17 protein-coding genes and 1 pseudogene are annotated in these 21,906 nt (G+C 70.2%); 7 read left to right on the top strand and 11 right to left on the bottom strand.

Translation table 11 applies throughout. The features are described 5' to 3' along the window. Positions 1–8: 8 nt before the first annotated feature. Both rpe and UAJ10_RS09510 read right to left on the bottom strand, forming a co-directional pair. On the bottom strand, positions 9–689 hold the full coding sequence (rpe, locus tag UAJ10_RS09515) for a ribulose-phosphate 3-epimerase (protein ID WP_322915145.1): 681 nt from the start codon (positions 687–689) through the stop codon (positions 9–11). Positions 690–747: 58 nt separating this feature from the next. Further along, positions 748–2,064, bottom strand: a complete 1,317-nt coding sequence (locus tag UAJ10_RS09510) for an RsmB/NOP family class I SAM-dependent RNA methyltransferase (protein WP_322915144.1) — start codon at positions 2,062–2,064, stop codon at positions 748–750. 148 nt (positions 2,065–2,212) lie between these two features. Between UAJ10_RS09510 and UAJ10_RS29865 the strand changes: the two genes are divergently transcribed. Continuing rightward, positions 2,213–2,440, top strand: a complete 228-nt coding sequence (locus UAJ10_RS29865) for a succinate dehydrogenase assembly factor 4 (RefSeq protein WP_416235355.1) — start codon at positions 2,213–2,215, stop codon at positions 2,438–2,440. Positions 2,441–2,461: 21 nt separating this feature from the next. Here UAJ10_RS29865 and pip read toward each other — a convergent pair whose 3' ends face one another. Next, the gene (pip, locus tag UAJ10_RS09500; RefSeq protein WP_322915143.1) at positions 2,462–3,409 is read right to left on the bottom strand and encodes a prolyl aminopeptidase; all 948 of its coding nucleotides are present in this window, start codon (positions 3,407–3,409) and stop codon (positions 2,462–2,464) included. A gap of 121 nt (positions 3,410–3,530) precedes the next feature. Between pip and UAJ10_RS09495 the strand changes: the two genes are divergently transcribed. Then, positions 3,531–3,941: a group III truncated hemoglobin gene (locus tag UAJ10_RS09495; RefSeq protein ID WP_322915142.1), complete on the top strand. Its 411-nt coding sequence runs from the start codon at positions 3,531–3,533 to the stop codon at positions 3,939–3,941. Here UAJ10_RS09495 and UAJ10_RS09490 read toward each other — a convergent pair. From UAJ10_RS09490 to UAJ10_RS09480, 3 genes are all read right to left on the bottom strand, one after another. Then, positions 3,938–4,756: a helix-turn-helix domain-containing protein gene (locus tag UAJ10_RS09490; RefSeq protein WP_322915141.1), complete on the bottom strand. Its 819-nt coding sequence runs from the start codon at positions 4,754–4,756 to the stop codon at positions 3,938–3,940. The two genes, UAJ10_RS09495 and UAJ10_RS09490, sit on opposite strands and share 4 nt — an antisense overlap. Before the next feature lie 69 nt (positions 4,757–4,825). Continuing rightward, complete coding sequence (locus UAJ10_RS09485) at positions 4,826–5,365, bottom strand: carboxymuconolactone decarboxylase family protein (RefSeq protein WP_322915140.1); 540 nt, start codon at positions 5,363–5,365, stop codon at positions 4,826–4,828. A gap of 90 nt (positions 5,366–5,455) precedes the next feature. After that, a complete protein-coding gene (locus UAJ10_RS09480; protein ID WP_322915139.1) occupies positions 5,456–6,430 on the bottom strand; it encodes a thermonuclease family protein in 975 nt (324 codons plus the stop codon). Positions 6,431–7,012: 582 nt separating this feature from the next. On the opposite strand from UAJ10_RS09480, the gene UAJ10_RS09475 reads away from it, so the two are divergent. From UAJ10_RS09475 to UAJ10_RS09455, 5 genes are all read left to right on the top strand, one after another. Next, on the top strand, positions 7,013–8,989 hold the full coding sequence (locus tag UAJ10_RS09475) for an adenylate/guanylate cyclase domain-containing protein (protein WP_322915138.1): 1,977 nt from the start codon (positions 7,013–7,015) through the stop codon (positions 8,987–8,989). Positions 8,990–9,188: 199 nt separating this feature from the next. Further along, on the top strand, positions 9,189–9,791 hold the full coding sequence (locus UAJ10_RS09470; RefSeq protein WP_322915137.1) for an RNA polymerase sigma factor: 603 nt from the start codon (positions 9,189–9,191) through the stop codon (positions 9,789–9,791). A gap of 25 nt (positions 9,792–9,816) precedes the next feature. Continuing rightward, positions 9,817–10,848, top strand: coding sequence for a FecR family protein (locus UAJ10_RS09465; RefSeq protein WP_322915136.1), 1,032 nt, complete (start codon positions 9,817–9,819; stop codon positions 10,846–10,848). A gap of 166 nt (positions 10,849–11,014) precedes the next feature. Continuing rightward, entirely contained in the window at positions 11,015–13,714 is a 2,700-nt protein-coding gene (locus UAJ10_RS09460; protein ID WP_322915135.1) for a TonB-dependent receptor, read from the top strand. Between the two features lie 86 nt (positions 13,715–13,800). Further along, positions 13,801–15,114: an aminotransferase class V-fold PLP-dependent enzyme gene (locus UAJ10_RS09455; RefSeq protein WP_322915134.1), complete on the top strand. Its 1,314-nt coding sequence runs from the start codon at positions 13,801–13,803 to the stop codon at positions 15,112–15,114. A gap of 169 nt (positions 15,115–15,283) precedes the next feature. On the opposite strand, the gene UAJ10_RS09450 is transcribed toward UAJ10_RS09455, so the two are convergent. From UAJ10_RS09450 to UAJ10_RS09430, 5 genes and pseudogenes are all read right to left on the bottom strand, one after another. Next, positions 15,284–16,168: an RNA polymerase factor sigma-32 gene (locus tag UAJ10_RS09450; RefSeq protein ID WP_322915133.1), complete on the bottom strand. Its 885-nt coding sequence runs from the start codon at positions 16,166–16,168 to the stop codon at positions 15,284–15,286. Between the two features lie 714 nt (positions 16,169–16,882). Next, positions 16,883–19,131: pseudogene (locus UAJ10_RS09445) on the bottom strand (adenosylcobalamin-dependent ribonucleoside-diphosphate reductase). 194 nt (positions 19,132–19,325) lie between these two features. After that, a complete protein-coding gene (locus UAJ10_RS09440; protein ID WP_322915132.1) occupies positions 19,326–20,102 on the bottom strand; it encodes a lysophospholipid acyltransferase family protein in 777 nt (258 codons plus the stop codon). Between the two features lie 110 nt (positions 20,103–20,212). After that, complete coding sequence (locus tag UAJ10_RS09435) at positions 20,213–20,875, bottom strand: YdcF family protein (protein WP_322915131.1); 663 nt, start codon at positions 20,873–20,875, stop codon at positions 20,213–20,215. Next, positions 20,872–21,771 carry a cell division protein FtsX gene (locus UAJ10_RS09430; protein ID WP_322915130.1) on the bottom strand — a complete coding sequence of 300 codons (900 nt, stop codon included), beginning with the start codon at positions 21,769–21,771 and terminating at the stop codon, positions 20,872–20,874. The genes UAJ10_RS09435 and UAJ10_RS09430 overlap by 4 nt, the downstream gene beginning before the upstream one ends. Between the last annotated feature and the right edge of the window lie 135 nt (positions 21,772–21,906).

The raw sequence follows: 21,906 nt of genomic DNA, 5'->3' as shown, positions 1-21,906 counted from the left end.
TCGACCCCTTAGACCAGCGGGCCGCGCAAGCGGCGGATGTTGTCGGCGTAGGCGTCCGGGCCGCCCTGGAAGGTGGCGGTGCCGGCCACCAGCACGTCGGCGCCGGCGGATATCGCCACAGGCGCCATCTCGGCATTGATGCCACCGTCGACCTCAAGGTCGATGACACGGGAGGTGCCGGCCGTCACGGCGTCGATGCGCTGGCGGATGGCCCTGATCTTGTCCTTCTGGCTGTTGATGAAGGACTGGCCGCCGAAGCCGGGGTTGACCGACATGACCAGGATCATGTCGACGTCGTCCATGATGTAATCCAGGACCGAGACGGGGGTGGCCGGGTTCAGCGCAACGCCGGCCTTCTTCCCAAGGCTGCGGATCAGCTGCAGCGTGCGGTGGGTGTGGGCGCCGGCCTCCGGGTGCACGGTGATGATGTCGGCGCCGGCCTTGGCGAAGGCGGTGACGAAAGTGTCCACCGGCGAGATCATCAGGTGCACGTCGAACACCTTGGCCGAATGCGGGCGCAGGGCCTGCACCACCATGGGGCCTATGGTCAGGTTGGGCACGAAATGCCCGTCCATGACGTCGATGTGGATATAGTCGGCGCCGGCAGTGTCCACGGCCCGCACCTCCGCGCCCAGGTTGGCGAAGTCGGCCGACAGGATGGAGGGGGCGATGCGTACCGGCTGCTGCATGATGACTTTCGTTCCTATCGACTCAATGGCTATCAACTCGAGAAGGCTTTGCCAACCGCTAGGCGGTGCGGCGCAGGCGGGTCATGAAGAATCCGTCGAGGCCGCCCAGCTCGGCCCAGTGGCCGGGCGTGGTGCGCACGTCGCCGCTGTCGGTCACCAGGGGGGCCAGCGCCGTGGCGTCGGCGTCCGCACCATAGGCCAAATCCACCGGGATGACGGGTTCCACCATCACGTCCAGACGGCGCGACAGCAGCTTGGACAACTGCTCCTCGCCTTCCTCCGGCTGCAGGGAGCAGGTGCAGTAGACCACCAGGCCACCGGGCTTCACCATGTCGATGGCGCGGTCCAGCAGGCGGCGCTGCACGCCCGACAGGCGGCCCACGTCTTCCGGCGTCTTCAGCCGCGCCACGTCAGGGTGGCGGCGGATGGTGCCGGTGGCGCTGCACGGCGCATCCAGCAGCACGGCGTCGACCGGTTCGTCCGGCAGCCACTTGGTGGCGTCGGCCACCGCCGTGGCGACCGACAGGCCCAGGCGTTCCATGTTGCGCGACAGCCGGTCCAGCCGGGGGGCGGAGCGGTCGACCGCCGTCACCTTGGCGCCGGCGGCGGCCAGCTGGGCGGTCTTGCCGCCCGGGGCGGCGCACAGGTCGATGACGGTCAGGCCGGCGACGTCGCCGAGCAGGCGGGCGGGCAGGGCGGCGGCGGCGTCCTGCACCCACCAGGCGCCCTCGGTGAAGCCCGGCAGCTCCGTGACCGATCCGCCGGCGGCGCGGCGCAGGGTGCCGGTGGGCAGCACGGTCGCCTCCAGCCGTTCCGCCCAGGCGTGCGGGTCGCCCTTCACCGTGATGTCCAGCGGCGCCTCGACCAGGTGGGCGTCGACGATGGCGCGGGTGTGGCCGGTGCCGTAGTGCTGGCGCCAGGCCAGCCACAGCCAGTCGGGCGTGTTCAGGCGGCCGGCGTCCTGCGCGGCCAGCAGGTCGGCGCCCTCGCGCGCCAGGCGGCGCAGCACGGCGTTGATCAGGCCCTTCATGCCGGCCAGGCCCTTGGCCACGGCCAGTTCCACGCCGGTGTCCACGGCGGCGTGGGCGGGGGTGCCCAGGAACAGCAGCTGGGCGGCGGAGACGCGCAGGATGTCCAGCACGCCGGCCTTGGGCAGGTCCGGGCGGGCCAGCAGCGCCATGACCACGGCGTCGATCTGGCCCAGGCGACGGATGACGGTGGCGGTCAGCAGGCGGACGAAGGCGCGGTCGCGCGGCTCCAGGCCGGGCAGGCCCCGGTGCTGGTCCAACGCGTCATCCAGCGGCACGCGGCGGCGCAGCACGCTTTCCAAGAGATCCAGGACCACCCGGCGGGCGGCCAGCGTTTCGGTATTCATGGGGGCGGGGTGTACCCCGGAACGGGCCCGCTGTCACCGGCCCCTTTCGGCCACCCGCCCCCCGTTTCCGGCATGGATTCGGGCGGGAAAGGCGGTCCTCCGGCAAAAGCCCTTGGCGGCGGCGGGCGGCGGGACCAATTATAGCCCCATGAGCAAGCTGCCCCCCCTGCCCGAGCCCCCTCTGCCCGAAACCAAGGCCCCCGTGTTCAAGACGCACGTGGCGCCCACCACCCCGGCCATGCTTGAGACGAAGCCCGAGCCCGCCAAGGCCCCGGCGGCGGACCAGCCGGCCGTGCGCGAAATCGGCGGCCCCACCGGCCCCGAACCCACCCGCTACGGCGACTGGGAACGCAAGGGCCGCTGCAGCGATTTCTAGACCGCGGGCGCCCCAGGGCTGTCAGAGGGTCTTGAACCGCTCCGTCGCCTGCACCAGGGCCGAGCGGATGCCCGGTTCCATGGCGCTGTGGCCGGCGTCCGGCACGATGATGTAGTCGGCCTCGGGCCAGGCGCGGTGCAGCTCATCCGCCGTGCGGATGGGGCAGACCACGTCGTAGCGGCCCTGGACGATGATGGCCGGGATGTGCCGGATGCGGTCGATGTTCTCCAGCAGGGCCGCTTCCGGCGACAGCTTGTTGTTGCGGAAGTAGTGCGCCTCCATGCGCGCCAGGCCCAGGGCGTGGTTGTCCTCGCCCGACGCCGACACCAGTTCCGGGCTGGGCAGCAGGGTGGAACAGGCGCCCTCGTACACGCTCCACACCCGGGCGGCGGCCATGCGGGTCTGCGGATCGGCGGAGGTCAGGCGGCGGTAGTACGCTTCCAGCAGGTCGCCACGCTCATTCACCGGGATGTGGGCCACGAAGGTGGACCAGGCCTCGGGGAAGAAGGTGCGCATGTCGTAGAGGAACCAGTCGATCTCCTGCTGGCGCATCAGGAAGATGCCGCGCAGGACCAGACCCTTCACCCGCTCCGGATGGGCCTGGGCGTAGGCCAGCGCCAGGGTGGAGCCCCACGAGCCGCCGAACACCAGCCAGCGGTCGATCTCCAGCACCGCCCGCAGTTGTTCCAGATCCGAAATGAGATCGGGAATGCCGTTCTCGCGGATTTCGCCCAGCGGGGTGGACCGGCCGGCGCCGCGCTGGTCCAGGATGACGATGCGGTAATGGCGGGGATCGAAGAAGCGGCGGTGCGTGGGCGAGGCGCCGGCGCCGGGGCCGCCATGCAGGAAGACCACGGGCGCGCCGTCGGGGTTGCCGGCTTCCTCCCAATAGATGGTATGCAGGCCGCTGACGGCCAGCGTGCCCGTCCGGTAGGGTTCCAGGGGTGGGAAGAGATCGCCGCGCGCCATGGGTCGGTACACCAGTTTGCTCGAATAAGGGCCGAAGTGTAGGCCAAGGCCGGCCCCCAGCGCAAACCCAACCAAGCCCGGCCGGTTCCGCCCAGCCTGTTTCGCGGGAGTTTTTACAGCGATGTCACAACCATTCGCCGCCTTCACAGAGGAGTCGCTGGCCGTCCTGGTGCGGGTCTTCTACGACCGGGCGCGCCAGGACGCGCTGCTGGGGCCGGTCTTCGAGGGCGCCCTCGGCACCACCGAGGGGGCATGGGACCGCCACCGCGCGCGCATCGTGGATTTCTGGTCCTCCGTCCTATTGTCCACCGGCCGTTACGAGGGCCGGCCCATGGTGGTGCATGCCGCCCTGCCCATGATTGGGCCGGACCACTTCCGCCGCTGGCTGGCCCTGTTCCAGGAGACGGCCCAGGGCCTGTTCACGGCGGCGGCGGCGGACCGCCTGGCCGAGGTCAGCGCCCGCATCGGCCGCGGCCTGCAGATGGGCCTGGCGGTGGCGCGCGGTGAGGACGCTGGCGCCTTCCTCCGTTAATCGCGGGCGTGGGCCACGACGAAGGCGTCGTGGGCATCCTCCGTCGCCTCGTCCGCCGGGAACAGGCATTCCAGGCGCAACTCCTGCGCCGCCACCGTCTGCGGCGTGCCCACCGTCGTGACCATCGAGAAGTAGCGCAACGTGGTCCCGCCCTTGGTGAATGTCAGCGGGATCAACGGCAGGTCGCCGCCCGGCAGGGGCGTCCGCCAGGCCGGATCCACCCCCGGGTAACGCATGAGCTGCCCCAGCAGGGCGCGGGTGCCGGCGTCCACCACCTGGCCCAGCGCCTCGCGATGGACGCGGGCGATCAGGCTGGGGGCGGCCTCCTCCCAGTTGGCGAGGTGGGGGCGCAGGCCGGCCGGATCGAACATCAGGTGCAGCAGGTTGCGCGGCTTGGGCCAGGCCGCCAGGTCGATAAAACAACTGAAGAAGCGCGGCGCCGCCTCATTGGTCAGTTGCACGGTCCAGCGCCGGTCCATGACCAGGGCGGGGAAGGGTTCCTGCTGGCGCAGCATGCGGCCCAGGGCCTTGGCCACCGGCGCCATGCCGGGATCATCCAGGCTGTCGCCGGCATAGACGGGGGCGTAGCCGGCCGCCATCAGCAGGGTGTTGCGGTCGCGCAAGGGCACGTCCAGCGCCTGGGCCAGGTCCAGCAGCATCTGCCGGCTGGGCGCGCTGCGACCGCTCTCCACGAAACTGATGTGTTTCTGCGACACGCCCGCGTCGAAGGACAGGTCCAGCTGCGTCTTGCCGCGCGCCCCCCGCCAGTGTCGCAGCAGGCTGCCGGCGGTGGCGGAGGCAAGGGACTGGTTCACGACGGGCATCCTTGAGGAAAAGGGCCTTGAAGGGCGGGGCCTTCCGCGGCGGAAAGGCCCCGTTTGGGTTCAGGCGTGAGCGGCGAAGGCGGGTTCCAGCGGCGGGCGGGTCACGCTGCCGCTGTAGTTGGTGAGGGTGGAGGCCGCGACGACGGCGATGACCTCCAGCAGGTGGTCCTGGCTAAAGCCTGCGGCAAGGAAGGCGTCCTTGTCCGCGTCATCCAGCCGCCCGCGCGTCTCGATCAGGGTGCGGGCCAGGCGCGACAGGGCGCCGCCGGTGGGGCAGGCGGGGACCCCGCCCGCCCGGATGGCCGCGACGTCGGCGGGGGCGATGCCTTCCTTCAACGCCAGCGCGCGGTGGAAGGCGATGGCCCAGTCGCAGCGGTTGGTCACGGCGTTGGTCAGCAGCAGCACCTGGATTTGCGCCTCGCTGAAGCTGCCGCCGTGCACCTGCTGGAACAGGCCGGTCAGGCTGTTGATCAGCACGGGCGAGGTGGCCATGGCGCCGGCGATGTTGGGAATGAAGCCGAAGGCCGATTGCAGGGCGTGCAGCGCCGGTTGGGCGGCGGCCGGCGCGGTGTCCAGGGTGTGGATGGGGAAGGTCGTCATGGGATGTGCTCCGAAAGCGGATGATGGGACGCCCTCAAAATCCCGCCCAGCCGTCCGGCTCTCAACTACCTGCCAGGTAATAATCGGCGCTCACGGATCCGACGCCGCCGGGGTCGCGTCGCCCCCGTCCTTGTCCTCTTTCTTGCCCTTGCCCCGGATGGGGCGGCGGCGGGGCCAGCGGCCGTCGGTGGTGATGATCTGGTCGGGGTTGGTGACGCGGATCATGGGGCCGTTGTGCTCCTCCACCCAGCCACGCACTTCCACCGCCCGGTCCTTCAGGTCCAGCGGGTCCAGGTGGCGGGCGCGGAAGGCGGCCATGTCGCGGCGGTCGATCTCCACCGTGAAGTCGGTGCGCCGGTCGGCGCCGAAGTTGAGGTAGACGCGGTCGCGGGCGTCGGCCGCGTCCAGCACCCTGCCGGTGACGACGGCGTAGCGGCCCTGGGCCCGGAAGACCGTGTCGGGGTCGCGCACGGCGTAGAAGCCGTCGGCCCACAGGCCCAGCTGGCCGTCGCGGGCGTGATCCTCCGCGCGGCGCAGGGCGGCCAGACCCTTGGGCGCGTCGGGATGGGGCGCCAATTCCACCCACCCCCGGCGCAGCAGGGCGTCCTGCACCCACACCAGGCGGCGCCCGTCGCGCACCATCAGGTGGGCCAGGACGCGGCCGTAGCGGTCATGGTCCACCCCACCCAGCATCAGGCTGACCGTGCGGTTCAGCACCAGCGCTTCCAGCGCATGCCGCGATTCTTCCGCCAGGGGCCAGGCGGCGCGGCCGGCGATCTCGTCCTGGGAACCCTCAACGTGGGCGGTGCGGGGGGCCTTGGACACCCCCGTTTTGGGCGCCAGGATGCCCGCCAGGCGCACCACCCGGCCATCGCGCAGGGTGACGGTGTCGCCGCTGAGCACGCCGATGACCACGCCGCTGCCGGCGCGGACAAGGCCGTGGGTCCCCTTCGCGGCGTGTTCCTTGTGCGGCTTGTGGTGCGCGCCATGCGTCCGGGCCTCGGCCGGCTGGAGGGCCGCCGTCAGGATCAGCAGTGGCAACAGGGCGAGTCGCCAAGCGTGCATCGCGATGGGCTTCCGGCAACCAGGGCGCGATGACGATACGGCACGGGGGATGCGAAGAAAAGAGACGGCGCGGACCACCTGGATCCGCGCCGTTGGATAGTTTACGCGTTCTGCCAGAACCGATTGATGGCACGGCCGCGTATGCCGGTGATGGGGCGTCAGGTGTTCCTGCCTTTCCTCCAGGGTCGCCTCGACCCCGGACTGTCAGGGACGCGAAGCCAAAAACGCTGAAGGGGCAAATTCCGTCGGTTCCATCGTCTGCGGGTCCCTTACTGGGTTGTTCTGCTAGACATGCCAACCTATGCAAAGGGTGGGCCAGGATGCGGCGGCTTGTCGCGTTAACTATTTATTGGCTTTTTCCGGCCATTTTCCCAACCGGCGTCAGGTCTGGTGCGGACCGGTTGTGGGTACAGCATCCGCCAATCGATGCATTATGTATTGCGTAATGCAATATGCGCCAGATCACAGCGCGCTGTTTGCACTATGCAATATGCTAAGATGGAATTAGGCCCATACCAGTCGCAAGGGGCCTGCCCGCTTGCCGCAGTTGCCGTCGGCCCGCCCGACGGCTACCGTGCGGCCATGAGCGAAACGACACAGGCCCTGGAAAGCCCGGCGGGGGCATGTCCCATCCGGCGGTCCGCCGTGCGCGTCTCCATCGCCACCGCGCTGCTGCTGGGTTTCGGCACGCTGGTCCTGGTGGCGGTGGCCAGCGTTCTGATCCTGGGCTTCAGCACCTCCACCCGCAACACCGCGGCGCTGCTGACCGACAAGGTCATCCTGGCCATGGACGGGATGACGGTGCGGGTGCGCGCCCAGCTGGACCCGGCGCAATACCAAGCGGAATTCCTGGTGGCGTCCATCCAGCGGGGGGAGATCGACACCAGCGATGAGACGCGGCTGGGCCAGAACCTGCGCTCGGCCCTGGCGGCCTCGCCCCAGATCACCGCGGTCAGCTTCCTGTCCGCCGACAGCCATTGGACCGTGGCGCGCCGCACGGGGCCCAACGACGCCGAAGTCATCACCATGCCGCCGCCGCCCAACAGCGATTTCCTGATGCAGGAGATGAAGGCGGCGCCCGTCGCCCGCTGGGTGGACCCCGTGTGGTCGGAGGAGGAGGGCACCAGCTTCCTCACCGTGCGCGCACCGGTGCGGTCCAAAAGCGGCAAGTTCCTGGGCGCCGTGCTGGTGGGCGTCAGCTTCGCCGACCTGTCGGGCTTCCTGGGCGAACTGGACAGCAGCCAGGGCGTCACCGCCTTCATCCTGTTCGACGCCGACCACGTGCTGGCCCACCCGGCCCTGATCGGCCGCACCTTCAACCTGGCCGGCCGCAACCCGCCCCTGCCCACGCTGTCGGACCTGGGCGATCCCGTCGCCGCCGGCATCTGGCAGCGCCAGCCCCCCGGCCGCGTGGTGGCCCGCGACGGCATGGGTGGCAAGCTGCGCGACCTGGATTTTCGCCAGGCCAGCGTCGGCGACGTCGACTATGTCTATCTCCTGCGGGACCTCAGCGGCTACGGCGCCCAGAACTGGACCCTGGTCATGGCCCTGCCGCAGCGCGAGGTGGACCAGGAAATCCGCCGCGTGCGCTGGTTCGGTCTGGGTGGCGTGGCCATCCTGCTGGTGTCGGTCGCCCTCAGCCTGATCCTGGGCAAGACCATCAGCCGGCAGATCCGGGGCCTGTCGCATGCGGCGTCGTCGCTGCGCGACCTGGACTTCCACGCCGTGCCCTACCTGCCCGACAGCCGCCTGCGCGAACTGTCGGACGCGGCCGCCGCCTTCAACACCATGCTGACCGGCCTGCGCTGGTTCGAGTCCTACGTGCCCAAGGCCCTGGTGCTGCGCCTCATCCGCCGCGGCGACCATGCCGGCTCGATCTTGTCGGAGGAGCGCGACGTCACCGTCATGTTCACCGACATCAAGGGCTTCAGCACCCTGGCCCAGAACATGACCCCGGCGCAGACCGCATCGCTGCTGAACGAGCATTTCACGCTGCTGTCCGCCTGCATCGAGGCGGAAGGCGGCACGGTGGACAAGTTCATCGGCGACGCCGTGATGGCCTTCTGGGGCGCCCCGGATGAACAGGCGGACCATGCCGCCCGCGCCTTGCGCGCCGCCGCCGCCATCAACCGCTGTATCCGCCAGAGCTATGACGAGGCGGTGGCCCAGGGCCGGCCCGCCATCCGCCTGCGCGTCGGGATCCATTCCGGCCCGGTGGTCGTGGGCAACATCGGCACCAGCAGCCGTATCAACTACACCATCGTGGGCGACACGGTGAACGCCGCCGCCCGGCTGGAGGCGCTGGGCGCCGACCTGGCCGACCCGGCCGCGGCCTGCATCGTGCTGGCCAGCGCCGACACGGTGGACGCCGCCGCCGACTGCGGCGTGCCCATGACCGACGTGGGTGAGTTCAGCCTGCGCGGCCGCACCGGGCAGGTGCGGGTGTGGCAGCTGGCCGACGGCGTGCACGGTCCCCGGGACCCGGTGGGCCCCACGGGCCAGACCATCGGCGAACCGGGCCTGGAACCGGTCTGCCCCGAGCTGCCCGCGGGCCGTTGATCATAAACGCCCCCGTCAAACGCCGGGCACCTGCGGTCGTGGGCTGAGCGGCACCACGCGACGCCTCCTGCCGCGGGTGTAAAATTTTTATGACGGGTGGGGGAAAGTCCCCCGCCGGCGCATCCACCCCCTAGTATCCCGGCGCCGCCCCACCCCGAGGCGGCCGTTGAGGGATGCACCTCCAGTGGATGACGCCCCCGTGCAGGATCGACACGACGCGATCGCCCGCCCGCAGGACGGGCCGCAACCCGCGCCCCTTGGCGATGCCCCGTTCAGGGACGCCCCGTTCAGTGACGAGAGGGCGCGGTGGCTGGCCGCCCACATCCTGCCGCATGAGCACGGGCTCAGGGCCTGGCTGCGGTCGAAGTCCTTCCTGGGCTTCGATGCCGATGACGTGGTGCAGGAAACCTACGCCATCCTGGTGGCCAAGGCCTGTGTCGCCGGGATCGAGAACCCGCGCGCCTATGCCTTCCAGACCGCCTATTCGGTCGTGCTGCGCCTGGTGCGGCAATCACGCGTGGTGCCCATCGCCGCCGTGGCCGACCTGTCGACGCTGGAGGCGGTGGTGGATGCCCCCTCGCCGGAAGAGGTGACGTCGGCGCGCCAGGAACTGCGTCTGATCCAGGACGCCATCGCCGATCTGCCGCGCCAGACCCGCCGCGCCTTCGTCATGCGCCGGGTGGAGGGCCTGCCGCAGCAGGAGATCGCGCGGCGGATGCGCCTGTCGGAGAACACCGTGGAAAAACACATCACCCGGGGGCTGAAGCTGCTGGCGGAGCGCTTCGGCCGGGGGGAGCGGTGATCGGTTGGCAAGGGACCCGATGAGCGTGAGCGCACGACAAGCCGCCGGGGCGATCGACCTGGCCGCCGCCGCCTGGGTGGCGCGGATGGACGCGCGCGCCCTGACCGCCGACGAACGGGGGGAGCTGGACGCCTGGCTGGCCGCCGACCCCCGCCACCTGGGCGCGCTGGCCCGCGCCCGCGCCCTATTGCTGAGCCGGCAGGACGGGACAACCGCCTCCATCGAGCAGGCTGTCGCCCCCCGCGACAGCGCGCCCCTGCCCAGCCGCCGTCGCCTGCTGGCGGCGGCGGCCAGCGTGGCCGGCCTGGCGGCGCTGGGGGCCGGGATGCGCCAGCCGGCGGCCCGGCAGACCTACAGCTCCGCCGTGGGCGAGGTGCGGCACATTCCGCTGGACGACGGCTCCACCCTGACGCTGAACACCGACACCTCCGTCACCCTGGCCTATGCGGCCGGGCGGCGGCTGCTGTACCTGGATCGGGGCGAGGCGTTCTTCGATGTGGCCGCCGTTTCCGACCGTCCCTTCGTCGTGCGCAGCCCGCTGGCCCAGCTGTCCACCACGGGCGGCGCCTGCTGCGCCCGCCTGAACGGCGATGGCGTCATGACCGTGGCCGTGCTGTCGGGCAGGGTGGCGGTGGAGGGCGCGCCCTCGCCCCTGGCGGAAACGCTGGACCGCGTCACCGGCCGCGACTGGACCCTGCGCCTGGGGGCGCGGGACGCCGTGCTGGTGAGCGGCGGGCAGGAGGTCAGCGTGCGTCCCGGCGGCGCCGGCCACGGCAGCCTGGTCAGTTTCGAGGCGGTGGCCCCCGGCGCCCTTGATCGCGCCCTGATGTGGCGGGAAGGGCGCCTGGCCTTCGAAGGCGAGACGCTGGCCCAGGCGGCGGCGCAGTTCGCCCGCTATTCCCACCGGCGCATCGTCCTGGCCAGCGATCGGCTGGCGCAGCGCCACATTTCCGGCCTGTTCCAGGCCACCGATCTGGCCGGCTTCGCCCGGGCCGTGGCCGTCGGCTTCAGCGCCAAGTATCGGGAAGAGGGTGATTCCATAGTTCTTTATGATTGAGTTGGCCGTGGCCAGTTCGCGGCAGCTCAAGGTGGCCTGTTAAACTTAAATGACGCAGTGGCGGAAAGATAATCCGACTGCTCTCTCCCCAGTATGAACGCGGAAACGAGTGCGATAGGCGGCAACGACCGGCCAAATCGCCAACCATTGTTGGGGAATGATCGTCATGATTAAGAAATATGGCAGTTTCTTTGCTCTGTGCAGTACGGCGTTGATGGGGTGGGCGGTTCCGGCCTGGGCGCAGAGCGCGCACTTCGACCTGGCGGCCCAGCCGGCCGTTCGCTCCATCCCGCTGTTCGCCCAGCAGGCGGGCATCCAGATCCTGGCGCCCACCGACCAGCTGGACGGCATCTCCACGGCGGCGCTGCAGGGGGACCTGGACCGGCACCAGGCCCTGGCGCGCCTGCTGAAGGGCACGCCCCTGGTGGTGGCGTCGGACGATGGCCACACCGTGGTGCTGAAGCTGGCGCCCACGCCGGTTTCCACCGGTGCCCCGCCGCGCAAGGCCCAGGCGGCGCCCGCGCCGGCCGAGGTGCAGGTGGCCGATGCCGCCGGTGGCAGCCTGGATGAGGTGGTGGTGACCGGCACCCGCGACCGCGGCCGCACCCAGTTCACCACCATGACCCCGGTCGACGTGCTGTCGGCCAAGGATCTGCAGGACGGCGCCTCCAACCAGTTGCTGGAGAACCTGACCCAGGTCATTCCCGGCTTCAACGTGCAGAAGCTGCCCAGTTCCGACGGCGGGCAGTTCATCCGCCCGGCCCATTTGCGCGGCCTGTCGCCCGACCAGACCCTGGTGCTGATCAACGGCAAGCGCTTCCACCGCACCGCCTACCTGGGCACCCGGGGCGCCCAGGGCCCCGACCTGGCGCAGATCCCGGACTTCGCCATCGGCCGGGTCGAGGTGCTGCGCGACGGCGCCTCGGCCCAGTACGGCTCCGATGCCATCGCCGGCGTCATCAACATCCAGCTGGACGACCGGCCCGGCGTCTACGGCTACATGCAGGGCTCGCAGTACTACGCCGGTGACGGCACCACCTGGAACGGCGGCCTGCGGGGCGCCACCGAGATCGGCGATGGCGGCCACCTCATGGCCACGGCCGAATGGTCGGACGGCACGCTGACCTCGCGCACCCATCAGCGCGACGACGCCAAGGCCTTCCAGGCCGCCAACCCGCAGCTGACCATCGCCAACCCGGTGCAGCGCTGGGGTCGGCCGGACGAGACCAGCTACCATTACGCCGTGGACGGTCTGCTGCCCGTGGGCGCCGTGGAGCTCTATGGCTTCATGACCATCTCCACCGGCGAGGGCATGAACGACATCAACTGGCGTATCCCCGACCCCAAGAGCAACGCCAGCGTCTACGGCCTTGCGCCCAAGGTCTTCCCCGGCTGGGACCTGCGCAGCGTCTACCCCAACGGCTTCACGCCCAAGGAAGGCATCAAGTACACCGACTACCAGGCCGCCTGGGGCGCCCGGGGTCATGTTGGCGGCGACCTGGATTGGGACCTGAGCGGCACCTATGGCGAGAACGAGAGCCGGTTTTTCCTGAACAATTCCATCAACGCGTCCCTGGGGCCGACCAGCCCCTACAACTTCAACCTGGGTACCCAGCGGCAGGATGAGTTCAACCTGAACGCCGATGGTGTCTATCGCCTGGACGCTGGCCTGGATGAGCCGCTGAACATCGCCTTCGGCGCCGAGCGCCGGCTGGAGATCTACACGGTGGAGGCGGGCGACACGGCCTCCTACCAGGTGGGGCCGGGTGCCGCCGCCGGCCTGGCCTCGGGCGCCAACGGTTTTCCCGGCTTCAGCAACCTGCAGGCCGGGTCCTGGTACCAGACCAGCTATGCCGGCTACCTCGACATGGAAGCGAAGCTGACCCCGGACTGGACCGTGGGCGCCGCCGGCCGGTACGAGACCTATTCCGGCTTCGGCGACAAGATGACCTACAAGGCCTCCACCCGGTATGAGATCACGCCGGACCTGGCCCTGCGCGCCTCCTACTCCACGGGCTTCCGCGCGCCCACGCCGGGGCAGATCAACTCGCTCAGCACCTCACAGGGGCTGGACACCAAGACCCTGCAGCTTTTCACCAGCGGCCGCCTGTCGCCGGACAACCCGCTGGCTGTGGCGCTGGGCGCCCAGCCGCTGCGGCCCGAGACGTCGCGGAACTACAGCGTGGGGGGCGTGTGGCGCACCGACATCGGCCTGTCGGGCTCGGTCGACGCCTACCAGGTGGATGTCGACAACCGCTTCTCCAGCTCGCCCACCATCAACCTGACCGCGGCGCAGAAGGCGCAGCTGGTGGCCCAGGGCGTGCCGGGGGCGGACAACTTCACCTCGGTCTATTGGTTCACCAACGACTTCAACACCCGCACCCAAGGCCTGGACGTGGTGCTGGACTATACCCAGCCGGTGTTCGACACCGCCCGCATCGACATGAAGCTGGCCTACAACCACAACCTGACCATGGTGACGGGCGGCAGCCTGAACGCCAACCCCACGCAGAAGGTGCTGTATGAACAGGGCCTGCCCAAGAACAACATCACCGGCAGCCTGACCTACAGCGACAACCCCTTCGATTACCAGGTGCGCGTCCGCTACTACGGCGGCTGGACGGACAGCAGCGGCAATTCCACCGGCGACATCTTCCAGACCTTCGACGGCATCACCTTCGTCGACCTGTCGGTGACCTATCACATCACCGACAACCTGGCGGTCAAGGTGGCGGGCGAGAACATCTTCGACACCTATCCGGCCAAGGCCATCTACCAGGCCAGCCGCGGCATCGAATATTCGCGCAACGCCCCCTATGACACCTATGGCGGCCGCTACTACGTGCGCTTCAACGCCGCCTTCTGATTTGTCACCTTCAAGCCGCTGTTTGATGTCTGCAGGGGGTGCCGTCCCGACCTCCCATCCGGGGCGGCACCCAGGGAGTGGTCCTTATGCGTCGACGTACCTTGCTTCAGGCGGCCCTGGCCGGTGGCGCCGGCGGCTTGCTCAGCGGTTCCGCCGTGCCGGTGTCCGCCCAGTCCGGCCCTTTGCCAGGCCCCTTGCCCAGCCCCCTGGCCCCCGGCGCCGCCCCGCCGGCGGCGGATGACGAGACCGGCTGGGCCGCCGTCGCGGCCGCCTATCCCGCCCGGCTGCAGACCGGCGTCATCAACCTGGAATACGGCGCCTTCGGCCAGATGCCGCTGGCCATCCAGGCGGCGTATGAGCGCTACACCGCCAAGGTGAACCAGGAAGGCGCCACCTTCGTGCGCCGGGATTTCGTGGGCTATTACCAGGCGCTGCGCCAGCGCATCGCCGCCATGGTCCATGCCGACCCGGCCGAGATCGTCATCACCCGCAACGCCACCGAGTCGCTGCAGGCGGTCATCGGCGGCTATGCCCGGCTCAAGCCCGGCGACGCCGTGCTGATGAGCGACCATGACTATGACAGCGCCCGCATGGCGGCCTCTTGGCTGGAACGGCGGCGGGGCGTCACGGTCATCAGCATCGATCTGCCGTATCCGGCGACGCACCAGGGCCTGATCGACGCCTATGACCAGGCGCTGGCGGCCCATCCCACCGTGCGCCTGATGCTGCTGACCCATCTCAGCCACCGCGACGGCCTGCGCCAGCCGGTGCGCGAGATCGTGGCCATGGCCCGCCGGCGCGGCGTGGACGTGGTGGTGGACAGCGCCCAGGCCTGGGGCCAGGGCCCCGTGGACGTGCACGGCGACGGCGTCGATTTCGCCGTCTTCAATCTGCACAAATGGATCGGCGCCCCGCTGGGCGTCGGCGCCCTCTACATCGCCAAGGACCGCATCGCCGACATCGAGCCCTTCATGGGCGAGGAACCGTCGGAGCGCGACCCTATCCTGGGCCGGGTGCACACCGGCATGGCCAATTTCGCCGTGCAGATGGCGGCCATCGACGCGCTGGACTTCCACCAGGCCCTGGGCACCCCCGTCGTCGGCGCCCGCCTGCGCCACCTGCGCGACCTGTGGGCCCTGCCGGCACGCGACTTGGCCAACATCGAGGTGCTGACCCCCGACGACCCGCGCCTGTGCGCCGGCATGACCAGCTTCCGGGTGAAGGGTCAGACGACGCCGGCGGCCAACACCGCCCTGGCCGCCCGCCTGCTGGAGAGGCACGGTCTGTTCACCGTGGTGCGCACCGGCCTCGGCACCGGCGCCTGCCTGCGCGTGACCCCCGGCTTCAGTACCACACCGGACGACATGGCCAGGCTGGTGCAGGCGCTGAGGGAAATCTGAGACTTCAAATAAAACGGCCGGGCATCCAGGGCCCGGCCGTTACCTGTTTCGGAGCGGAGCGACTAGCCCGCGACCGCGGGCGCCGGAGCCTTTCGGGGAACGCAGTGGACTGAAAGGCCAGGATGAGCCGAGGCCACGGATGTGGCTGCCCGGTGTTTGAGGGCCCGGATCAAGCCTCCACGAACAGCTCTTCCGGCCGGCCCACGTGGCGCATGATGCTCTGGCGTAGCTTGCCCATGGCGCGGTGCTCCAGTTGGCGCACGCGCTCCTTGCTGACGCCCAGGGTGTGGCCCAGCTCCTCCAGCGTCGCGCCGTCCTCGCGCAGGCGGCGGGCGGCGATGATGGTGCGCTCGCGGGGCGACAGGGTGTCCATGGCCTCGCTCAGCCAGGCGGTGCGGCTGCGGCTGTCCTTCAGCCCGATGACGATCTGTTCGGGCGAGGGGCCGTCGTCCGCCAGGAAATCCTGCCACTCGCCGCCATCCTCGCTCAACGGGTGGTTCAGCGACTGGTCGGTGGCGGTCAGGCGGATTTCCATGGTCTCCACCTCATGCTCGCTCACGTCCAGCTCCTCGGCCACGCTGCGGCGGCCCTCGGCGGTCAGCGAGGTGGCGGAGGGGTTGTTGTCGATGCGGGCGCGCAGGCGGCGCAGGTTGAAGAACAGCGACTTCTGCCCTGCCGTGGTGCCGGTGCGCACGATGGACCAGTTGCGCAGCACGAATTCCTGGATGGTGGAGCGGATCCACCAGGCGGCGTAGGTGGAGAAGCGCACCTCCCGCTCCGGCTCGAAGCGGCTGGCCGCCTGCATCAGGCCCAGGTTGCCCTCCTGCACCAGGTCGCCCAGCGGCAGGCCGTAATTGCGGAAGCGGCTGGCGACGGCCACGACCAGGCGGGTGTGGGACGAAACCAGGGCGTGCAGCGCCTTTTCGTCCCGGTTCTGCTGCCAGCGGCGGGCCAGCTCGAACTCATGGTCCCGGCTCAGCAACGGCGCCTTCATGGACGCCTTGATGAAGGACAGGTTGGCCTTCTGGGTCTGAGGATCGTCGATGTGCGCCATGCTCCCCTCCATCTTGGCAGTCCCGGCATCGACCTCTGTCGGGGCACCCGGCGTTGCGCCAAGGCTTCCGTCAGTGTCGGTCCCGGATGGGGCGCCCCGGTGGCCTATTCCTCCGGGTCGGCACCCCACGTGGATTTGCGGGATCGGTGAGACAGTAATGACCGATCGGAGCACTGAAATATCGCGGGAAAAAGTCGATCACCCACAGGGCATAACCCAAGCTTGCCTTAGGCTGGCCCAGGTCCTAGGCGGCTATTACCACCACCAAAGGGTCTAATTTCTCTAATTTGATATAATCGGCCGTCATCGACCGGGCTTATTCGGGGGATAGCCGGCCCCGCCAATAGGCCCTTCGTCACCCTGGCGGAGGGAATAGGCGCACGGCCTAGCTTCCGCTTCTGTTAACATTGGACCCCTGGTATTGGAATGGTCTGGGCCGTCCCATGTTAACAGGCGGCGGGAAGGCGGCCGGCCGCCCCAAGGCCTTGCCCAGGTTGGCGGAAACCTTGGGGTCGGGCGATGTGTCGCACGCCCTCTGGTTGAGCGCCCCACTGCCTCGCAGCGGGGCGTGGTGGCCGGGCGCCGTGCCACCCCGGGTGCGGCCTATGCCTTCCGGCAAAGGCCGGGGCGCGGGCGCGACGCGCCGACGGCACGGGAGAACCGGGCCTCTATCTCTTTCGATCAATGGCCGGCGCGCGCCAGGGACCAGGGGGATCAGCCGCAGCGGGAGTAGCCGCAGGACAGGCAGGTGTCGCACCCCTCCTGATGCACCAGGCTGGCCTGGCCGCAGCGGGGGCATTGGGCCGGGGGGGCCGGTTTTCGGCGCCCGTTTCCGCCTGGGCCGGCGTGCCGGCGGCATCCTCATGCACGGCCGGCAGGCCGCTGGCGCGCATCAGGAATCCGGTCTCCAGCATGTGCCGCTCGATGACCTCGCCGATGGCGGCCAGCAGGGAGGGGACGTAGCGGCCTTTCATCCATTGCCCGCCGCGCGGGTCGAACACGGCCTTCAGCTCCTCCACCACGAAGGCGACGTCCCCGCCCCGCCGAAACACGGCGGAGATCATGCGGGTCAGCGCCACCGTCCAGGCGTAGTGCTCCATGTTCTTGGAGTTGATGAAGACCTCGAACGGCCGTCGCCGCTCCTCGATCACGATGTCGTTGATGGTGATGTAGAGGGCGTGGTCGCTGCCCGGCCAGCGCACCTTGTAGGTCGCCCCCACCAGCGTCTCCGGCCGGTCCAGGGGCACGGCACCGCCGGTGGCTGGTGTTTGGGCAGGAGGGGGCGAAGTGTCGGGCGCCGGTGGGGCGGCGGGTGCGGACAGCACCGACCCGGTGATGGCGTTGGGGCGGTAGGTGGTGCAGCCCTTGCAGCCCAGGTCGTAGGCTTGCAGGTAGACGTCCTTGAACGTCTCGAAGTCAATGTCCGCCGGGCAGTTGATGGTCTTGGAGATGGAACTGTCGACCTCGCCCTGCGCCGCCGCCTGCATCACCAGATGGGCGGCGGGGGGCAGGGTGCCCGCGTCGACGAAGCTGTCGGGCAGGGGCGCGTCGGGGCCGAAGGTCCGGCGGAAGCGGTGATAGGCGTAGTCCGCCACCCGCTCGACCTTGCGGCTGCCGTCGGGCTGCAGGACGGCGCGGTCGTATTCCCAGGTGAACACCGGCTCGATGCCCGAGGACACGTTGCCCGCCAGCAGCGAGATGGTCCCCGTGGGCGCGATGGAGGTCAGCAGGGCGTTGCGCACGCCGTGGCGCTCCACCGCCGCGCGGGTCACGTCGTCCAGGCCCTGGATCATGGGCCGGGCCAGGTATCGCTCCCGGTCATAAAGGGGGAAGGCGCCCTTCTCCGCCGCCAGGCCGGCGCTGGCGCGGTAGGCGTGGCGGCGCACGGCGCCCAGCCACTGCCGCGTCAAATCCACCGCCTTCTGGGTGCCGTAACGCACGCCGCACAGGATCAGGGCATCGGCCAGCCCGGTCACGCCCAGGCCGACGCGGCGCTTGGCCTGCGCCTCCTGCCGTTGGGCCGGCAGGGGGAAGCGCGAGACGTCGATGGCGTTGTCCAGCATGCGCACCGCCACCGGCACCAGGCGGGCCAGGCGGTCCAGGTCCAGCCGCGCGTCGGGGGTGAAGCCGTCCACCACCAGGGCCGCCAGGTTGACGGAACCCAGCAGGCAGGCGCCGTAGGGCGGCAGCGGCTGCTCCCCGCAGGGGTTGGTGGCGCTGATGACCTCCACCCCACCCAGGTTGTTCTGGGCGTTGATGCGGTCGATGAAGATGACGCCGGGCTCGGCATAGTCGTAGGTGGCCCGCATGATGCGGTCCCACAGCTCGCGCGCCCGCACGGTGCGCCACACCTTGCCCTCGAACACCAGATCCCAGGGGCCGTCCTCGCGCACCGCCGTGATGAAGGGGTCGGTCACCAGGACCGACAAGTTGAACATGCGCAACCGGCCGGGGTCGCGCTTGGCGTCGATGAAGGACTCGATATCCGGGTGGTCGCAGCGCAGGGTGGCCATCATGGCGCCCCGGCGGTTGCCGGCGCTCATGATGGTGCGGCACATGGCGTCCCAAACGTCCATGAACGAGATGGGGCCGGAGGCGTCCGCCCCCACGCCCGCCACCGGCGCCCCCCGAGGCCGCAGGGTGGAGAAGTCGTAGCCGATGCCACCCCCCTGCTGCAGGGTCAGCGCCGCCTCGCGCAGCCCGGCGAAGATGCCGCCCATGTCGTCGGGCACCGTGCCCATGACGAAGCAGTTGAACAGGGTGACGGTGCGCCCCGTGCCGGCCCCGGCCAGGATGCGGCCGGCCGGCAGGAAGGCGAAGTCCTTCAGCGCCTCGTAAAACTGGGGCTCCCACAGCGCGGGGTCGCGCTCCGCTTCCGCCAGGGCCTTGGCCACGCGGCGCCAGCTGTCGTCCACGGTCTGGTCGATGGGGGCGCCGTCCGGCTGCTTGAACCGGTACTTCATGTCCCAGACCTGGGACGAGATGGCCGGCCAGTCGGGACGCGTCTCGATGGGGGGGTCCGCCCCGGGAACTGCCGCCGCCTGCCCTTCACGCCCGACCATGCGCACCCTCCGGTCCCGGATGATTGCTCCGGTGAAGGGTAGGCCGGTGGAGGGGGGCGGTCAATCGCGCCCCCAGCGTAGGCTGAAAGGCCCGCTCAGCCGGCGGCGGCCACCTCGACCAGGGGCGGGGCGTTGGGCGGGCGCTCCGTCGCCGGGCCGCCGGCGGCCATGACCAGCCGATCGGTCGCGGGCTCCAGCACCGCCTCCAGGTGGGCCAGCGCCTGGTCCTTGGACAGGCCAGGGGGGATGGGGGGCAGGAACTCGATGACGATGGTGCCGGGGCGGCGTAGGAACTTGTGGCGCGGCCAGAACAGGCCGGAGTTCAGCGCCATGGGCACCAGCGGCACGTCCAGCGCCTCATACAGCAGGGCGATGCCGATCTTGTAGGGCCGCCAGGCACCCACGGCGGTGCGGGTGCCCTGGGGGAAGATCACGATGGGCCGGCCCTCGGCCACACGCTCCCGGGCACCGCGCAGCAGCGACTGGATGGCGGCGCCGCGCTTGCCCCGGTCCACGGCGATCATGCGCGCCTTGGCGGCGTACCAGCCCCAGATGGGGATGTAGGTCAGCTCCTTCTTCAGGACGATGGCGGGATCGTCCATCAGCAGGTGCAGCTTCATCGTCTCCCACATCGACTGATGCTTGGCACCCACCAGGAAGGCGCCGGACTTGGGCAGGTGCTCCAGCCCGCGCACCTCGTACTTCAGGCCGATGATGGTGCGTTCCCAGAAGTTCAGGGTGCGCATGTAGCCGCGGATGGCCCAGATCATGGTGCGATGGGGCACCACCAGGGTCCACAGCAGGCCGAAGCACCAGAGCATCGTCCAGATGTAGAAGACGATGTTGAAGAGCAGGGATCGCAGAACCAGCATCGCCCGTAACCGCCGTGACCAGGGTTGATGGGTGCAGGGATAGTGCCTGCGGCGCGGCCTGTCCACTCCCCCCCAAGCGTCGAAGGGGGTCCGGAGGCGGTCAGAGGTGGTCAGAGGCCAAGGGCGTGGCGCAGGAAGGCCACCAGGTACTTGTCGTATTCGCTGACGATCAGGCCGGCGGTGCCGCGCCAGTGCCACCAGCCGTCCAGGCGCACGTTGGGCGGCTGCACCGCGTGGGGCACGATGCGGGCGTCGGGCAGGGCGTGGCGGAACTCCACCAGGCTGCGCGGCATGTGATAGTTGGCGGTGACCAGGCGCAGGGAATGGAAACCCTCCGCCTGCATCCACCGCGCCGTTTCCGCCGCGTTGCCCACCGTGTCGTCGGCGCTGTAGCCCAGCACCACGCAGCATTCCAGGGCGGCCGGCGTCGCCTGCGACATGCGCAGCAGGGCCCGCACGTCCACCCCGCGATAGACGCCGGAGATGAACAGCTTCCGGGCCCGGCCGGCGGCCAGCAGGTCGAATCCGGCCTCCAGCCGCTCGCTGCCCCCGGTCAGCACGACGATGGCGTCAGTGGCCGCTGTCTCTTCCTCCGGGGCGCGGGGGATGTGGGCGGCGAAGGTCAGCAGGCCCGCCAGCCACAGCGCGCCCAGGGCGGCGCCCACGCTGGTCAGGCGGCGCAGGCGCCCCCAAAGCCGGGCGCCGGATCCCGCCAGGGGGGACGGTTCCGCCTGCGGCGGACGCGTCCCGAGGGGCGCCCCGGGCAAGGTCACGGCAGCCGCTCCAGCGCGCGCAGCACGGTCAGCCGCGCGCTGATGGCGGCCAGGGCGCCGGCCACCACCGGCACGGCGGTCAGTACCAGCCATTGCAGGGGGGCGAGGGTCAGCGGCGGCAGCAGCGTGCCCTCCACCGTGCGGGACAGCAGCGACAGCGCGGCCAGGGTGACCAGCGCCACGGCCGTGCCGCCCACGCCGCCGGTCAGCGACAGGCGCAGGATGTGGCGCTGGAATTGGCTGGCCACATGGCTGTCGGTGGCGCCCATGACGTGCAGCAGGTCGACCTCGTCCTGGTGCATGGCCAGGCCGGCCTTGGCGGCGAACACCACCACGGCCACGGCGGCCCCGCCGATCAGGGCCACGATGACCAGGGCCACGGCCTCCACCAGCCGCGCCAGGCGGCGCAGGTCGCGCAGCCACACGCCCGGCTCCTCCACCGACGTGCCGGGCACGGCGGCCGCCAGGCGTTGGCGCAGCGCCGCGACGTCCACGGCCGGGCCGGCGGTGACGTCGATGAGGGCGGGCAGGGGCAGATCCTGCAGCAGGGCGCCATCACCCAGCCAGGGCTCCACCAGGCGGGCGGCGTCGGCCATAGGCACGGGGCGGGCGTTGATGATGCCGGGCACCCCGCCCAGCGCGTGCAGCACCATCTGCACCCGCTCATCCAGGGGGGCGGTGGTGCCGTCGCCCTTCTTCACGTCCCCGACCGGGCTGACCTGGATGGTCAGGCTGCCGTCCAGGCCGCTGTCCCAGCGCTGCGCCCAGCCGGACAGCAGCTGCGCCGCCGCCACCGCCAGGGTGGACAGGAAGACCATCAGGGCGATCAGCCAGGGCAGGAAGCGGCCCGTGGCATCGCGGCGTAGGGACAGGACGGCGGGGCCGCGCCGGCTCATGGGGACTGCCTCTCCAAGGGAACGGGCCAGGGGAACGGTATCGGTCCTAGTGATGGCACGGCGGGGTGGCGGGCGTCCAGCGCGTCGGCCGGCGGCATCACGGCTGCGGCATCAGGGCCGCCTGCCAGAACGGGA

This window comes from Nitrospirillum guaranorum (assembly GCF_034653275.1).
Lineage (GTDB): Bacteria > Pseudomonadota > Alphaproteobacteria > Azospirillales > Azospirillaceae > Nitrospirillum.
This window is presented reverse-complemented; position numbering and strand designations above follow the sequence as displayed.

Coding starts and splice junctions, on each gene's coding strand:
- UAJ10_RS09455 (WP_322915134.1), top strand. CDS start 13,801: ATGCGTCGACGTACCTTGCTTCAGGCGGCCCTGGCCGGTGGCGCCGGC.
- UAJ10_RS09480 (WP_322915139.1), bottom strand. CDS start 6,430: ATGCACGCTTGGCGACTCGCCCTGTTGCCACTGCTGATCCTGACGGCG.
- UAJ10_RS09450 (WP_322915133.1), bottom strand. CDS start 16,168: ATGGCGCACATCGACGATCCTCAGACCCAGAAGGCCAACCTGTCCTTC.
- UAJ10_RS09475 (WP_322915138.1), top strand. CDS start 7,013: ATGAGCGAAACGACACAGGCCCTGGAAAGCCCGGCGGGGGCATGTCCC.
- pip (WP_322915143.1), bottom strand. CDS start 3,409: ATGGCGCGCGGCGATCTCTTCCCACCCCTGGAACCCTACCGGACGGGC.
- UAJ10_RS09485 (WP_322915140.1), bottom strand. CDS start 5,365: ATGACGACCTTCCCCATCCACACCCTGGACACCGCGCCGGCCGCCGCC.
- UAJ10_RS09510 (WP_322915144.1), bottom strand. CDS start 2,064: ATGAATACCGAAACGCTGGCCGCCCGCCGGGTGGTCCTGGATCTCTTG.
- UAJ10_RS09430 (WP_322915130.1), bottom strand. CDS start 21,771: ATGAGCCGGCGCGGCCCCGCCGTCCTGTCCCTACGCCGCGATGCCACG.
- UAJ10_RS09440 (WP_322915132.1), bottom strand. CDS start 20,102: ATGCTGGTTCTGCGATCCCTGCTCTTCAACATCGTCTTCTACATCTGG.
- UAJ10_RS09495 (WP_322915142.1), top strand. CDS start 3,531: ATGTCACAACCATTCGCCGCCTTCACAGAGGAGTCGCTGGCCGTCCTG.
- UAJ10_RS29865 (WP_416235355.1), top strand. CDS start 2,213: ATGAGCAAGCTGCCCCCCCTGCCCGAGCCCCCTCTGCCCGAAACCAAG.
- rpe (WP_322915145.1), bottom strand. CDS start 689: ATGCAGCAGCCGGTACGCATCGCCCCCTCCATCCTGTCGGCCGACTTC.
- UAJ10_RS09460 (WP_322915135.1), top strand. CDS start 11,015: ATGATTAAGAAATATGGCAGTTTCTTTGCTCTGTGCAGTACGGCGTTG.